Genomic DNA, 15,800 nt, shown 5'->3' on the forward strand with positions numbered 1-15,800 from the left:
AATTTACGCTAATTCTAGTTGTTCTTTTTCTAATCTCACTAAGGCTTGTCTGTACTCTTCTGGCAATACTTTTTTAAACTTAGGAAGGTAGTTGTTCCAGTCTTTTAAAATGCGTTCCGCTAACGGGCTTCCTGTTGCTTCAAAATGATTTTTGATTAATTGTTTTAACTGATTCGTGTCAGCTTCGTTTTCAATTGGATCGATATTTAAATCTTCGGAATTACAATTCTGTTTAAAGGTTCCTTTTTCGTCTAAAACATAAGCAACTCCTCCGCTCATTCCTGCTCCAAAGTTTCGACCTACAGTCCCAAGAATAACAGCAACTCCACCAGTCATATACTCGCAACCGTGATCCCCAATACCTTCAACTACTGCTTGTGCTCCAGAATTTCTAACACAAAAACGTTCTCCAGCTTTACCGTTTATATAAACTTCTCCAGAGGTTGCGCCATACAGCGTTACGTTTCCTGTAATAATATTGTCTTCCGGAACAATGGTGCATTTTTCTGGCACTTTAATAATTAATTTAGCTCCGGATAAGCCTTTTCCTAAGTAATCATTTGTATTTCCGTGCACGGTGAATTTTAAACCTTTGGTTGCAAAAGCTCCAAAACTTTGTCCTGCAGAACCTGTAAAATCAATGTCTATAGTGTCTTCTGGTAAGCCATCTGCACCATAAATTTTTGAAATTTCGTTACTTATTATAGCGCCAACTGCTCTATCTATATTTGTGATAGGCATGGCTAAATTTGTTTTTTGTCGTCTAAATAAAGCTTGATGTGCTTGTTTTATGATTTTAAAATCTAAGTGCACATTTAAGTTGTGGTCTTGACAATACGTGTTGTATAATTGTACACCTTCCGCAACTTCTACTTTGTGTAAGATTGGTGTTAAGTCAATTCCTGAAGATTTATAATGGTCTATGGCTTTGTTTCTGTTTAGTTTTTGAGATTGTCCAACCATTTCATTAATAGTTCTAAATCCTAATTTTGCCATAATCTCACGTAATTCTTGCGCTACAAAATACATGTAGTTAACGACGTGTTCTGGTTTTCCTTTAAATTTTTTACGTAAGTCAGGGTTTTGAGTAGCAATACCGACTGGGCATGTATTTAAATGACATACACGCATCATAATACATCCTGAAGCTACTAAAGGTGCTGTTGCAAAACCGAATTCTTCTGCGCCAAGTAGGCAAGCAATTGCGACATCGCGACCTGTTTTTAATTGTCCGTCACATTCTAAAACCACACGATTTCTAAGGTCATTCATCACTAAGGTTTGCTGTGCTTCTGCAACACCAAGTTCCCAAGGTAGGCCGGTGTGTTTTTGTGAGGTTAAAGGTGTTGCTCCTGTCCCTCCATCAAAACCAGCAATTAATATAACGTCTGCTTTTGCTTTGGCGACTCCTGCTGCGACTGTACCAACACCAATTTCTGATACTAGTTTTACATTAATTCTGGCTTCTCTATTTGCTGATTTTACATCATAAATTAATTGCGATAAATCTTCAATAGAATAAATATCGTGATGCGGTGGTGGTGAGATTAAACCAACATAAGGCGTTGAATTTCTCGTTTTTGCAATTTCCGGATTCACTTTTGGTCCAGGTAATTGTCCGCCTTCACCTGGTTTTGCACCTTGTGCTATTTTTATCTGAATTTCGCTTGCGCTTGTTAAGTAATTTGAAGTCACTCCAAAACGCCCTGAGGCTACCTGCTTGATTGCTGAGTTTCTCCAGTCGCCTTGTGAGCTTTTATAGAAACGTTCTTGGTCTTCTCCACCTTCACCAGAGTTGGATTTTCCTCCAATTCTGTTCATGGCAACCGCTAAGTTTTCGTGTGCTTCTTTACTAATCGAACCATAAGACATGGCTCCTGTTTTAAAGCGTTTTACAATTTCTGTCCAAGGTTCTACTTCTTCCAGTGGAATGGGGTCAAATTGATCAAACTCAAACAAGCCTCTAATAGTCATTAGGCTTTTAGATTGGTCGTTTACTAAGTCAGAAAACTCTTTAAATGTAGAGGCTTTATTGGTTCTTACTGATTCCTGAAGTTTGGCTACTGTTAATGGATTAAACATGTGCTTTTCTTGTCCACGTCTCCATCTGTAATCTCCACCAACTTCAATTTGTGGTTCTGTATTTTTATGAAAAGCCCTTTTGTGACGTTTAACAATTTCTTGTTCTATTTCTCTTAAGCCAATACCTTGAATACGCGTTGGTGTGTTTGGGAAATATTTTTCGACTGTTGAGGTTTTAATTCCGATACATTCAAATAATTGAGACCCACGGTAAGAATTTAAAGTTGAAATCCCAATCTTGTTCATCACCTTTAAAATTCCTTTTCCAACTGCTTTATTGTAGTTTTTAATGGCTGCTAAATATTCTAAATCTGTAAGATCTGCATTGTTGATTTGTTGTTGAACAATTTCATTTACAATGTATGGATTTACAGCACTTGCACCATAACCAAATAATAAAGCAAAATGGTGTACCTCACGAGGTTCTGCAGACTCAATAATTAAACTAATTCTAGAACGCTTTTTTAATTTATGTAAGGCATGATTGACGTAAGAGCAGGCTAAAAGTGCCGGAATTGGTGCGTGGTTTTTGTCTACAAATCTATCTGATAAAATAATGATGTTTGCACCGTTATCAATAGCTTTAGAAGCTTTAGTGACTAAGTTTTCTAGCGCGACTTCAAGCTCATTTAATCCACGATTTACTTCATATAACATCGAAATAGATTCGACTTTAAAATCAGGATTAGTGTCATAATCTCTAATCTTATCTAAATCGTGCTTAGAGATAACTGGATTCTGAATTTTTAATTTTTTACAGTGTTCTGCATTGATGTCAAATATATTAACATCGCTACCAAGTGTTAAGCTAATATCTGTAATTAACTCTTCTCTAATACCATCTAAAGGCGGATTGGTAACTTGAGCAAATAACTGTTTGAAGTAGTTATAAATTAACTGTGGTCTTTCTGATAAAATGGCAATTGGTGTATCGCTTCCCATGGATCCAATAGGCTCTTTTCCTAATTGTGCCATCGGACGAATAATAGTATTTAAATCTTCTTCTGTGTAACCAAAAACGACTTCTCGTTTTTTAAGATCAATTTCATCGTATTTAATATGTCCTTCTTTAGCTTCAATATCTCTAAGGTGTATTAAATTTTCATTTAACCATTGTCTGTATGGGTGTTTGGCGGCTATTTCTTCTTTGATTTCTTCATCATTAACAATGCGACCTTCACTCATGTTGACTAAAAACATTTTTCCTGGTTCTAAACGACCATGGAATTCTATGTTTTCTGGAGCAATGTCTACAACGCCAGTTTCGGAAGACATAATAACGTTTCCTTGTTTTGTTACGGTATATCTTGAAGGGCGTAATCCATTTCTATCTAAAACAGCACCTATAAAATTACCGTCTGTAAATGGGATTGAAGCTGGTCCGTCCCAAGGTTCCATTAGGCAGGAGTTGTATTCGTAAAACGCCTTTTTAGAATCCGACATGTGTGGGTTTTTTTCCCAAGCTTCAGGGACTAGCATCATCATCGCTTCTGGAAGCGAGCGTCCCGTCATTAGTAATAATTCAACAACCATGTCTAGGGTTGCAGAATCTGATTTCCCTCTTAAAATAGTAGGGATTATCTTTTTGATATCATCTCCAAATAATGGGCTTTCCATGATCTCTTCACGAGAAAACATACGTGAGACATTACCTCTGACTGTGTTTATTTCTCCATTATGACAGATGTATCTAAACGGTTGTGCTAAATCCCAAGTTGGAAATGTGTTGGTAGAAAAACGTTGGTGTACTAATGCTAGTCTTGTATCTAAAGCCGAGTTGAATAAGTCTAAATAGTATTCATTAATATGTTCTGGCATTAATAAGCCTTTAAATATTATGATTTTAGTAGATAGACTTGGTAGGTAGAAGAATTTTGATTCGGATAATTTAGAATCATATATAGTGTGTTCTGCGATTTTTCGTGCAGCGTATAATTTTATGTTGAATTCTCTTTCTGTTTGCTTGTCGCTAGCCTTTCCTATAAAAATTTGTTTTACAAAAGGTTCTGTTACTTTTGCAATTTCACCTAAAACTTTACTATTAACTGGTACGTCTCTCCAGCCAATTAATTTAAGGCCTTGATTTTGGATTTCTTTTTCAAAAACATCAATACAATATTGACGTTGGTTTTCTTTTCTAGGAAGAAATACATTACTCACTGCATATTCTCCAGCTTCAGGTAAGTCAAACTCACAGAAAATCTTGAAGAATTTATGTGGAATATCAATTAATATACCTGCGCCATCTCCAGTTACTCCATCAGAACTAACGGCGCCACGATGCTCTAATTTTACTAGTATTTCAAGCGCTTTATGTATGATGTCGTTAGATCGTTTTCCGGTTAAACTACATATAAATCCTGCGCCACAATTATCGTGTTCAAATTCTGGCAAATAAAGTCCTTGTTTTTTTAGCATAATCAGTAAAATTTAAAGCTTTTTAAGCTTCATTATATCTGTAAGATACAGGCTATTATTTAATTAGTAAAAAGAACGAAACACTTTTTAGGAATTCGGATTATAGTCTTTTATAAATGTACTTTAAATAATAAGATAGCGCATATAGTGAGGATTGTGTAATGAAATAACGCTATTAAAAACAGTAAATTATTACGAAAACGTTTGCGAAAAGTTTAAAATATTACACATAACGTATTAAAAATCAATTTTCATTAATAATAATTCAATTTCAGTAATATGAGATTGTTAATAAAACCACTTATAAATTATCATACCCTATAAAAAACAGGGTTTAGATTAAAATAATAATAAAAATGAATCAGATAACCCTATTTTTTTAGGGGTGTAATAGTTTTTAATATAGATTTGAGATATAAAATAACTAAAAAACGCAGTATTATGAAACAATTATTTAATCTAGCTATTATTTTGGCTTCTATGAGTTTATCTGCTCAAGACGAGTCAGATGGTCTTGAAAAAAAGTTCTCTTTTGAGGGGAGTGTCGATGCCTACTATCGTACTAATTTTACAGCTCCAAATGATGATAATCAAATTGCTCCGACAACGTCTTTTGCAAATACTGCGGGATTTTCATTAGGAATGGGGAATATAATTGCGTCTTACGAAAAAGGTAGGGTCGGTGCAGTTGCTGATTTGGTTTTTGGACCAAGAGGAGAAGAGGCAAGTGCAACCGTATTGAATCAATTGTTTGCTTTTTATAATATTAGCGAAAACACAAAATTAACATTAGGTAAGTTTAATACTTTTTTAGGTTACGAGGTAATTGCGCCAGCAGGAAACTTTAACTATAGTACGTCTTATTTATTTTCTAATGGGCCTTTTTCTCATACAGGGATAAAAGCAGATTTTACATTGTCTGAAGATTTTAGCTTGATGGTTGGTGTGTTTAATCAAACAGATGTTACCGAGTTTAATCCTGACGGTAGTTATGCGGTTGGAACACAATTAGGATATGATGGTCAATTTTTAAATCTTTTATATGATGCTGCTGGATTGGGGTTTGAAGTCGATTATACAGGAGGTTTTGATGCATCAGATGAGTTTTTTTTAGGAGTTAATGCAGCGTATGCAGATAATGATGGAGAAGGGTTTTATGGGGTTGATTTGTATCCTCAATATGATCTTAGTGATACGTTTACAATAGGATTAAGAGGGGAGTATTATCAGACACAGAGTGAGTCTGTAGATGATGACCCTAGTGTTATTGGGTTAACGCTTACGGGGAGTTTAGTTATTGATGAAGACTTAATTATTAAGCCGGAATTTAGATTAGACAATAGTTCTGAAGATGAGTTTATTGATACAGACTTGATGGCAACAAAAAGCCTAGGGTCTTTTGTGGTTGCAGCGATATATAAATTTTAACGATAATTAATTATGAAAAAAGTTGAAGCAATAATCAGAAAATCAAAATTTTCTGCAGTTAAAAATGCGTTGCATGAGGTTGGTGTAAATTTCTTCTCGTATTGGGATGTTACAGGGCTGGGTAATGAAAAAGAAGGGCATGTTTATAGAGGTGTTTCTTATAGTACAAGTGATATACAAAGACGCTATTTATCTATAGTTGTTAATGATGATTTTGAAGAAGTAACGATAAAAGCCATTTTAGAATCGGGTTCTACAGGAGAGGTTGGAGACGGGAAAATATTTGTTTCACAAATCGATGAAGTTTATAGAATACGCACAGGAAATAAAGGCGGAAACACATTAAAATAATAAGACATGGAATTATTTACAATTAACAATGTATGGATGATGATCTGTACGGCACTAGTTTTCTTTATGCATTTAGGATTTGCATTTTTAGAAATTGGTTTAACACGTCAAAAAAACACAATAAATATTTTATTTAAAAATATATTTATTATTACCATGGGCTTACTACTGTATTGTCTTGTTGGTTTTAATTTAATGTATCCAGGAGATGTGTTTACGGAGCTCAATGGAGTTGTTCAAGGTGATTGGAATGGTATTCTTGGTTTTGCAGGTTTTGGGTTAGACTCTCCAATGGTTATAGATCCTGAAACAGGAAAAAAAATATTGGATTTGTCATATAATGAAGGGTATACTTATTGGACTGACTTCTTGTTTCAAGGGATGTTTGCAGCGACAGCAGCGACTATTGTTTCTGGGGCAGTTGCAGAACGAATGAAAATTGGACCATTTATGGTATTTGTAATTATATATGTTGGATTAGTGTATCCAATAGCTGGATCTTGGAAATGGGGAGGTGGATTTTTGGATACGTTAGAAACGCCTTTTTATGACTTTGCAGGGTCGACATTAGTGCATTCTGTTGGTGGATGGGCAGCTTTAGTTGCTGTTTGCTTGCTGGGTTCTAGAATAGGTAAATTTAAAAACGGAAAAATACAGGCTATTCCAGGACATAATATTCCTTTAGCAACTGCAGGGGTTTTGATCCTTTGGTTAGGTTGGTTTGGGTTTAATGGAGGATCGGTATTGTCTGCAGACCCATCGTTAACATCAATAACATTAGTTACAACCTGTTTAGCAGCAGCAGCTGGTGGTGTGGTTGCGGCTTTGACGTCTACTCTTATGTATAAGAATTTAGATTTAACGATGTTTTTAAATGGTATTTTGGGTGGTCTTGTTGGTATAACAGCAGGTGCTGATCAAATGAGTCCAACAGATGCGATACTAATTGGTGCAATTGCTGGAACTATTATTGTTTTTGCAGTATCATTAATTGATAAATTAAAATTAGATGATCCTGTTGGTGCTATTGCTGTGCATTTAGTGTGTGGTATTTGGGGGACATTAGCAGTTGGAATATTTGGAAAATTAGCTAGCGGAGCGCAATTTGTAAGTCAACTTATTGGTGTTGCTTCTTATGCTGGTATATGTATTGTTTCTTCATTCTTAATTATTTTTATAATGAAGAAAACAGTAGGAATAAGAGTTTCTGAAAAAGAAGAGTTGGAAGGTCTTGATGCACATGAGCATGGAATGGATGCTTATCCAGACTTTAGGTTAAACGAACATTAGACTTTAGTTATTTTGTTGAAGAAACCTCGGGATATTATATTTCGAGGTTTTTTTTGTAACAAAAAAAAGGCTTGATAAGTTGAGTTATCAAGCGCTTTAAAGACTAACAAATAAATTGTTAAATAATAGTAGATTGTCCTAAGTGAATATTATTAAAATTAATATTCGTATCATTTGGGTTGCTAATAAAATCGGCAATAAAATCTCCAACTTTGGAAGTAGAGATATTATCATAAGAGGTGTTTAAGTCTGGTGTTGTTATTTCTAGTTTTAAAGATTTTTCAACACCTTCTTTAATTAGGTTGGCTTCATCGTATAATTCAAAATGCTCAAGTAACATAGCGGCGCTTAATATAGAGGCTATAGGATTTGCTATGCCTTTACCTGTTGCTTGTGGATAAGAGCCGTGAATAGGTTCGAACATGGCGTATTTGTCTCCAATAGAGGCGGAGGCTAATAGTCCAATAGACCCACCAATAACGCTAGCTTCATCGCTTATGACGTCTCCAAATAGATTTTCAGTTAAAATAACATCAAATTGCTTTGGGTTTAAGATCATTTGCATCGCTGCATTATCTACAAATAAAAAGTCTAATACTACATCAGGATACGCTTTGGCTAACTCTGTAACAACTTTTCGCCATAGACGGGATGTCTCTAAAACATTAGCTTTGTCAACTAGGGTTACTTTTTTCTTTCTGCTTTGTGCATTTTTAAAAGCTAAATGTGCAATACGCTCTATTTCATATTTAGAGTATTCGCATAAATCTGAAGCTGTATCACCGTCTTCACTTAAGTATTTTTTTCCAAAATAAATACCGCCAGTTAATTCGCGATAGATGCTAATGTCTGTACCTTCTATAATCTCTTTTTTAAGGGGAGACTTGTCTAATAGTATGTCATAAGCTTTAACGGGTCTTATGTTTGCGTATAAGCCAAGTTCTTTTCTAAGTTTAAGTAAGCCTTGTTCAGGGCGTACCTTTGCTGTAGGGTCGTTGTCGTATTTTGGGTGTCCAATTGCTCCGAATAAGATAGCATCGCTAGACTTACATAGGTCTAGGGTGCTGTCTGGTAGTGGGTCGTTTTTTTTATCAATTGCGATTGCGCCAACGGGAGCTTCTTTAAATAAAAAAGTATGGTCAAATTCTAAAGCAATTGCTTTTAATATTTTTATTGATTGGTCGGTCACTTCTGGGCCGATACCATCACCAGGTAAAACTGCTATGTTTAATTTCATAGTATAATTGATTAGTATATTTTTTTAGCTTCAAAAGCTGCAATTGTTTCTTTTTTACTTAATAAATAGTCAATATCATCATAGCCATTAATCATACATGTTTTTTTGTAGGCGTCAATATCAAAAGCTTCTTTAAAAGAGGTGTCTTTGACTGATATGGTTTGATTTTCAAGATTGACTTCTAGTATTGTTTCAGGTTTTTGTGTTGTGACGTCTAGTAGTACTTTTAGAAATTCTGCAGAAACTTGAACAGGTAATAGTCCATTGTTTAATGCGTTTCCTTTAAAAATGTCGGCAAAAAAACTGGAAACAATGACTTTAAATCCGTAATCGCTTAAAGCCCAAGCGGCATGTTCGCGACTAGAGCCACAGCCAAAATTATCCCCAGCAACTAATATACTTCCAGAATAGTTGGTGTTGTTTAAAGAGAAAGATTCATTTTTAGAGTCGTCTTTGTTAAAGCGCCAATCTTTAAAAAGATTGTCACCAAACCCTTTCCGGTCTGTTGCTTTTAAGAAACGGGCAGGAATAATTTGATCGGTATCTATGTTTTCTATGGCTAACGGAATAGCTCGAGATTGTAATGTTGTAAACTTTTCCATCTTAATTTAATTGTTTTGTTATGTCTACAATCTTGCCTTCAATAGCTGTTGCAGCTGCGACTAAAGGGCTGGCTAAAATAGTTCTGGAACCCTGTCCTTGTCTGCCTTCAAAATTTCTATTTGAAGTAGAGACACAATATTCGCCTTGCGGAATTTTGTCATCATTCATAGCTAAGCAAGCGGAGCAGCCTGGTTGTCTTAATTCAAAACCAGCTGCGTCAAATACATCTTTAAGCCCTTCTTTTATTATTTGAGCTTCAACCTGTTTACTTCCTGGTACTAGCCAAGCGGTAACATTGTCTGCTTTTTGTTTTCCTTTTATATAGTTTGCTGCAACTCTAAAATCTTCAATTCTAGAATTTGTACAGCTACCAATAAAGACATAATTAATAGGCTTGTTGATTAGAGATTCTCCTTTTTTAAAGTTCATGTACTTTAAAGATTTTTCGAAAGAAGCATCATTTGTTGTTGGTATGTTTTCGGTTACTTTTATTCCCATTCCTGGGTTTGTTCCATAAGTTACCATTGGTTCAATATCTTCAGCGTCAAAGGTGTATTCTTTGTCAAAACTGGCATCAGTATCTGTTGGTAGTGTTTTCCAATAGGCTACTTTTTTGTTAAATGCCTCTCCTTTGGGTGCGAATTCTTTGTCCTTTACATAGTCAAAAGTGGTTTGGTCTGGGGCAATCATTCCGCCTCGAGCGCCCATTTCAATACTCATATTGCAAACAGTCATTCGGCCTTCCATAGACATCTCTTCAAAGACATTTCCGGCGTATTCACAGAAGTAGCCTGTGCCCGAGTTTGTCCCTAATTTTGCAATGATGTATAAAATGACGTCTTTAGGTAAAACCCCATTTTTTAGTGTGCCATTAACGGTTACTCTTAGACTTTTTGGTTTTGTTAATAGTAGGCATTGGCTGGCAAAAACCTGTGCGACTTGACTGGTTCCAATACCAAAAGCAATGGTTCCGAAGGCGCCATGCGTTGAGGTGTGACTATCGCCACATACAATGGTCATTCCTGGTTGGGTTATCCCTAATTCGGGAGCCATTACATGGACTATTCCATTGTATTTATGACCTAGTTCGTATAGTGTTATGTTGTTTTTTATACAGTTTTCAGAAAGTTGTTTAAGTTGCTTTCTTGATAATTCGTCTTTTATTGGTAAATGTTGCTCTAAAGTCGGAGTGTTATGGTCGGCAGTGGCTACAATTTGATCTGGGCGAAAGACAGGAATCTGTCGTCGTTCTAATTCATTAAAAGCTTGTGGACTCGTAACTTCGTGTATTAGGTGTTTGTCAATATAAAGTACTTGTGGTCCGTCTTTAATAGTATCAACGACATGTGCATCCCAAACTTTGTCAAATAATGTTTTTCCCATTCTAAGCTGAAATTATTTGTTGATAAACGTTACTGGTTTCAATTATTTGATGGATGTCACCATCATTAATTTCTTTTTTCTGATCAGCAAAACTTAAAAAGTTAGCATAAACATCGTCTAGTTGTAGTTTTGTTAAATCGTATCCTACATTTTTAGCTCTATAAGCTAAGGCGGCACGACCACTTCTTGCGGTTAAAACTATAGCTGACTCTGTTACTCCTACATCTTTTGGGTTGATGATTTCGTATGTTTCACGATTTTTAATGACACCATCTTGATGTATTCCAGAGCTGTGTGCAAAGGCGTTGGCGCCAACAATAGCTTTGTTTGGTTGTGTGTAGATGCCCATGCTATCAGATACTAATTGACTAAGGCTATATAGCATTTCTGTTTTAATAGTAGTATCTAAGTTTAAGTAAGGGTGTTGTTTTAAAACCATTACCACTTCTTCTAAAGCGGTGTTTCCAGCGCGTTCTCCTATTCCGTTAATGGTACATTCTATTTGTCTTGCACCATTAATAACACCTTCTATAGAGTTTGCTGTAGCTAGTCCTAAATCGTTATGACAATGACAAGATAAAATGGCTTTTTCAATACCTTTAACATTCTCTTTTAAATATTTGATTTTTGCGCCATATTCACTAGGAAGACAATAGCCTGTTGTGTCTGGGATGTTTAAAACGGTTGCGCCTGCTTTAATTGCAGCTTCGCAAACTCTTGCTAGATATTCGTTATCTGTACGTCCAGCATCTTCAGCATAAAATTCTATATCTTCAACAAAAGATTTAGCGTATTTTACAGCGTCATAAGCACGCTGAATGATATCATCTTTGTTGGATTTAAATTTATGGAGTATGTGTGAGTCTGAGGTTCCTATGCCTGTGTGGATTCTTGGGTGTTTCGCAAATTTTAAAGCTTCTGCAGCGACTTTTATATCATTCTCTACAGCTCGTGTTAAACCGCAAACAGTAGCATTTTTCACCATTTTAGATATTTCTTCTACCGATTTAAAGTCACCAGGACTTGAGACGGGAAAACCTGCTTCTATAACATTGACACCTAATAGGTCTAATTGCTTAGCTATGACTACTTTTTGCTCGGTGTTTAGCTTACATCCTGGCACTTGTTCGCCATCACGTAGAGTAGTATCAAATATTTGAATTGTGTTTTTTGACATTTTAAGAGAGAATTATTTTTCTTTTGAATTACTAATGTATACTTTGGTTATCTATTATAGATGACCGTTATTGGAGGTGTTACGATGTTCAATTAAGAAAAACAAATCTAAACCATTGATTATCAGTGTTTTGATTAAATATTAGGTTTATGACTAAAGGGCAAAAAGATAATTTATTTTTACTAGTTAAGTCTTTAACTAAGTCTGAAAAGCGACAATTTAAATTGTACGTAGGTCGGCTTGGGGTGAACTCTGATTCTAAATTCTTAAATTTATTTAATCTCCTGGATAAAGCACGCGTGTATGATGAGGTGTCTATTCTTAAAGCGGGTGTGGTTAAAAAACAACAGTTAGCTAATGTAAAAGCGCATTTGTATAAACAGATTTTAATAAGCTTAAAATTAAACCCTTCTCATCAAAATATTCGTTCTCAAATTAGAGAGCAATTGGATTTTGCTTCTATTTTATACCATAAGGGTTTGTATAAGCAAAGCTTAAAGATTTTAGATAAAGCTAAAGAGTTAGCTGTTTTAAATGAAGAGAAAAATCTAGCATTTGAAATTGTAGAGCTAGAAAAAATAATCGAATCACAGTATATAACTAGGAGTATTAGTACACGTGCTGATCAATTAACGATTCAGGCTAAGGAATTAAGCGAGTTAAATGTGGTGGCGAGTAAGCTGTCAAATTTGTCTTTGCAATTATATAGCATTATTTTAAAGACCGGCTATGTAAAAAATGAAGAAGAGAGTATTGCTGTTACTAAGTATTTTAATGATAGATTTCCAAAAGTTGAGTTGTCTAATTTAGGGTTTAGAGAGAAGCTTTGGTATTATAAGGCGCATTTGTGGTATAGCTTTTTGATGCAAGACTTTTTAAACTGTTATAAATATGCTTTAAAATGGGTGGACTTGTTTTATGAAAATCCTAATATGATAAGCTTAAACCCTGTTTTCTTTTTAAAAGGAAATAATTATTTGTTGGAAGCCTTATATTTTATAAAGAATAAGCCGAAATTTATTAGTAAGCTTTCTGGTTTTTATGAGATTGTTGAAAGATCTGATTTCCCGAAGGATGAAAATGTCGCATCACTCGTGTTCTTATATGGGAATTTTCATAAAATAAATCAATTTTTTATAGACGGAAGTTTTGAGGATGGATTGGTATTGATTCCAGAAGTTGAAAAAGATTTAGCGGTGTATAGTAATAAGATTGATGCGCATCATAAAATGGTTTTTTACTACAAGTTTGCTAGTTTGCATTTTGGTGCGGGTAATAATAAGGAGTGTATCCGATATTTGGATAAGATAATTTCTAATAAAGACTTATCTATGCGAGAAGACTTGTTGTGTTTTTCTAGGGTTTTGAATTTAGTAGCGCACTATGAAGCTGGTTTAGATTATCATTTAGAAACTTTGTTGCGAAGCACGTATAAGTTTTTGATTAAAATGAATGATTTGCACGAGGTTCAAAAAGAGATGATAAAGTTTATTAGAGGATTACAGGATATCTATCCTCAGGATATCAAAAAGGAATTTAAGAAATTGTTAGAAGTATTGAAACAGTATGAAGATCATCCTTTTGAGCGTCGTGCTTTTTTATATTTGGATGTTATTTCGTGGTTGGAAAGTAAGATTGATAATAAGCCTGTGGGACAAATAGTTAGAGATAAGTATTTAGCGCTCTATGCTTAGGTTTTTAGTCTATCAGAAATTGATGTAGATTTTTGAAATTGTTTTTTCTATACAATTAATAATGTTTTTATGCGTTTTGTTGATGATTGAAATGAATAAAAGCAGTATTTCAACGGTGAAAAACAGCGGTTTATAGTAGTTTTTTAGTAAAAAATGATTTTAAATGTTTTGATAGCATAGTTTTTTTCATACATTTACACTCTCAAATCAGCAATGAAGACAAAAAAAATAATATCAGTACTAGTCTTATTTTTATTAATAAGTACAGTTTGTGTGTCGCAAGTATCGACCACACCGCCAATGCCGGCAGCGCCAGGCGGGCCACGTAGTATACCTCCACCTGGTCTTCCAATAGATAGTGGGTTGATTGTTTTGGTAATAATTGGTATTATATATGGTGTTTATAAGCTGTTGTCTTCAAGAAAAGCATCAAACGTTTAAATCGTTTAGACGCTTCACGTATTTTCCAATTACATCAAATTCTAAATTTATTTTTGTCCCAATTTTAAATTGCTTAAAGTTAGTATGCTCATATGTGTAGGGTATAATAGCAACACTAAAGCTGTTTTTTTGAGAATTTACAACCGTAAGGCTGACTCCGTTTACAGTTATAGAGCCTTTCTCTATAGTGATGTTGTTTAGTTTTGGGTCATATTCAAAAGTATATAACCAACTTCCATTAGTGTCTTTAGCTTCAATACAAGTCGCGGTTTGATCAACGTGACCCTGTACGATATGGCCATCTAGTCGGTCTCCAAGTTTCATAGCACGTTCTATGTTTACAAAGTCATCTATTTGTAAATCTCCAATATTGGTTTTGTCTAAAGTTTCTTTAATGGCTGTCACTTTATATTGGTTATCATTTATTTCGACAACAGTCAAGCAAACGCCGTTATGTGAAACGCTTTGATCTATTTTTAGTTGATTAGTAATTGTGCTTTCTATAGTAATATCTAAATTATCTTTTATAGTTGATAATTGTTTGACCGTACCCAGTGTTTCAATTATTCCTGTAAACATAAACTTAATGGTATTATTTAGTTAAATTTGCTTTGGTAAATTTACAAACAATAGTTAGTAGAATTAATGAAGAAAGAAGAAAATATTAAACTAGGAATTTCTATAGGAGATTTAAATGGTATAGGAGCAGAGATTGTTTTAAGGATTTTTGAAGACAATAGAATGCTTGATTTTTGCACGCCTATTATTTTTGCTTCTATTAAAACAATGAGTTTTGTTAAAACCCATTTTAAATTAGATATTAACTTAAACGGGATACAAAACGTTAGTCAAGCGCTATCTGGTCGCGTTAATGTTTTAAATTGTTGGAAAGAAAACGTTGCTATTAATTTTGGGGAAGAAGATCCAAAAATTGGAGAATATGCAATTAAGTCTTTAGAACAAGCGACAAAAGCTTTAAAAGATCAGGAAATCGATCTTTTGGTTACAGCGCCTATAAATAAACATAATATACAGTCCGAGAGTTTCAAGTTTCCTGGTCACACAGATTATCTTAACCAAGAGTTGGAGGGGAATAGTCTTATGTTTATGGTAGCAGATGGTCTTAGGGTTGGGTTATTGACAGATCATGTGCCTGTTAAAGATATTGCAATGCATATCACTCCTAAACTGATAGAGGAAAAAATTAATACAGTATATAATTCGCTTAAGCAAGATTTTCAAATTGATAAACCTAAAATTGCAGTTTTGGGTATTAATCCGCATACAGGAGATAATGGTGTTATTGGAACGGAAGATGATACTGTTTTAAGACCAACACTTCAAAAAATTAAAGACTCTGGTAAGCTGGTTTTTGGTCCATATGCAGCAGACAGTTTTTTTGGATCAAACAATTATAAAAATTTTGACGCAATAATTGCTTCATATCATGACCAAGGATTAATACCTTTTAAAACATTATCTTTTGGACAAGGTGTAAATTATACAGCGGGATTAAACAGAGTAAGGACTTCTCCGGATCATGGGACAGCTTATGAGATTGCTGGAAAAGGTATAGCAGATACAGGATCTTTTAAAGAAGCTATCTTTACAGGAATACAGATTTTTAAAAATAGAAAAGAGTATCAAGAGTTAACAAAAAACCCGTTGGGATATTCAAAAAGAAAGATATAAACAA

The 15,800-nt window shown here is 34.5% G+C and carries 12 protein-coding genes; 6 read left to right on the forward strand and 6 right to left on the reverse strand.

The features are described 5' to 3' along the window. Positions 1–3: 3 nt before the first annotated feature. On the reverse strand, positions 4–4,500 hold the full coding sequence (gene gltB / locus E9099_RS07355) for a glutamate synthase large subunit (protein WP_136583023.1): 4,497 nt from the start codon (positions 4,498–4,500) through the stop codon (positions 4–6). Positions 4,501–4,941: 441 nt separating this feature from the next. Between gltB and E9099_RS07360 the strand changes: the two genes are divergently transcribed. Genes E9099_RS07360 through E9099_RS07370 form a run of 3 tightly spaced genes read left to right on the forward strand, consistent with a single transcriptional unit; the run spans position 4,942 to position 7,569 of the window. Further along, a complete protein-coding gene (locus tag E9099_RS07360) occupies positions 4,942–5,928 on the forward strand; it encodes an outer membrane beta-barrel protein (protein ID WP_136583024.1) in 987 nt (328 codons plus the stop codon). Between the two features lie 12 nt (positions 5,929–5,940). Continuing rightward, a complete protein-coding gene (locus tag E9099_RS07365) occupies positions 5,941–6,279 on the forward strand; it encodes a P-II family nitrogen regulator (protein ID WP_101015721.1) in 339 nt (112 codons plus the stop codon). Between the two features lie 6 nt (positions 6,280–6,285). Further along, the gene (locus tag E9099_RS07370; protein WP_136583025.1) at positions 6,286–7,569 is read left to right on the forward strand and encodes an ammonium transporter; all 1,284 of its coding nucleotides are present in this window, start codon (positions 6,286–6,288) and stop codon (positions 7,567–7,569) included. A gap of 118 nt (positions 7,570–7,687) precedes the next feature. On the opposite strand, the gene leuB is transcribed toward E9099_RS07370, so the two are convergent. The 4 genes from leuB to E9099_RS07390 are packed head-to-tail and all read right to left on the reverse strand — an operon-like array spanning position 7,688 to position 11,969. Beyond that, positions 7,688–8,806, reverse strand: coding sequence for a 3-isopropylmalate dehydrogenase (leuB, locus tag E9099_RS07375; protein ID WP_136583026.1), 1,119 nt, complete (start codon positions 8,804–8,806; stop codon positions 7,688–7,690). Between the two features lie 11 nt (positions 8,807–8,817). Then, positions 8,818–9,408 carry a 3-isopropylmalate dehydratase small subunit gene (gene leuD, locus E9099_RS07380; RefSeq protein ID WP_136583027.1) on the reverse strand — a complete coding sequence of 197 codons (591 nt, stop codon included), beginning with the start codon at positions 9,406–9,408 and terminating at the stop codon, positions 8,818–8,820. Between the two features lies 1 nt (position 9,409). Further along, the gene (gene leuC / locus E9099_RS07385) at positions 9,410–10,792 is read right to left on the reverse strand and encodes a 3-isopropylmalate dehydratase large subunit (protein ID WP_136583028.1); all 1,383 of its coding nucleotides are present in this window, start codon (positions 10,790–10,792) and stop codon (positions 9,410–9,412) included. Position 10,793: 1 nt separating this feature from the next. Then, complete coding sequence (locus tag E9099_RS07390) at positions 10,794–11,969, reverse strand: 2-isopropylmalate synthase (RefSeq protein ID WP_136583029.1); 1,176 nt, start codon at positions 11,967–11,969, stop codon at positions 10,794–10,796. Between the two features lie 149 nt (positions 11,970–12,118). Between E9099_RS07390 and E9099_RS07395 the strand changes: the two genes are divergently transcribed. Together E9099_RS07395 and E9099_RS07400 are read left to right on the forward strand one after the other, a co-directional pair. Further along, positions 12,119–13,663: a hypothetical protein gene (locus tag E9099_RS07395; protein ID WP_136583030.1), complete on the forward strand. Its 1,545-nt coding sequence runs from the start codon at positions 12,119–12,121 to the stop codon at positions 13,661–13,663. A gap of 213 nt (positions 13,664–13,876) precedes the next feature. Then, complete coding sequence (locus E9099_RS07400; protein ID WP_136583031.1) at positions 13,877–14,104, forward strand: PID-CTERM protein-sorting domain-containing protein; 228 nt, start codon at positions 13,877–13,879, stop codon at positions 14,102–14,104. Here E9099_RS07400 and E9099_RS07405 read toward each other — a convergent pair. Further along, positions 14,093–14,683 (reverse strand): riboflavin synthase, encoded by a 591-nt coding sequence (locus E9099_RS07405; RefSeq protein ID WP_136583032.1) that lies wholly within the window; start codon positions 14,681–14,683, stop codon positions 14,093–14,095. The two genes, E9099_RS07400 and E9099_RS07405, sit on opposite strands and share 12 nt — an antisense overlap. Positions 14,684–14,749: 66 nt before the next feature. Here E9099_RS07405 and pdxA point away from each other — a divergent pair, with 66 nt between their 5' ends. Next, complete coding sequence (gene pdxA, locus E9099_RS07410; RefSeq protein ID WP_136583033.1) at positions 14,750–15,796, forward strand: 4-hydroxythreonine-4-phosphate dehydrogenase PdxA; 1,047 nt, start codon at positions 14,750–14,752, stop codon at positions 15,794–15,796. The last annotated feature ends 4 nt before the right edge of the window (positions 15,797–15,800 follow it).

It is taken from the genome of Psychroserpens sp. NJDZ02, from assembly GCF_004843725.1.
Lineage (GTDB): Bacteria > Bacteroidota > Bacteroidia > Flavobacteriales > Flavobacteriaceae > Olleya.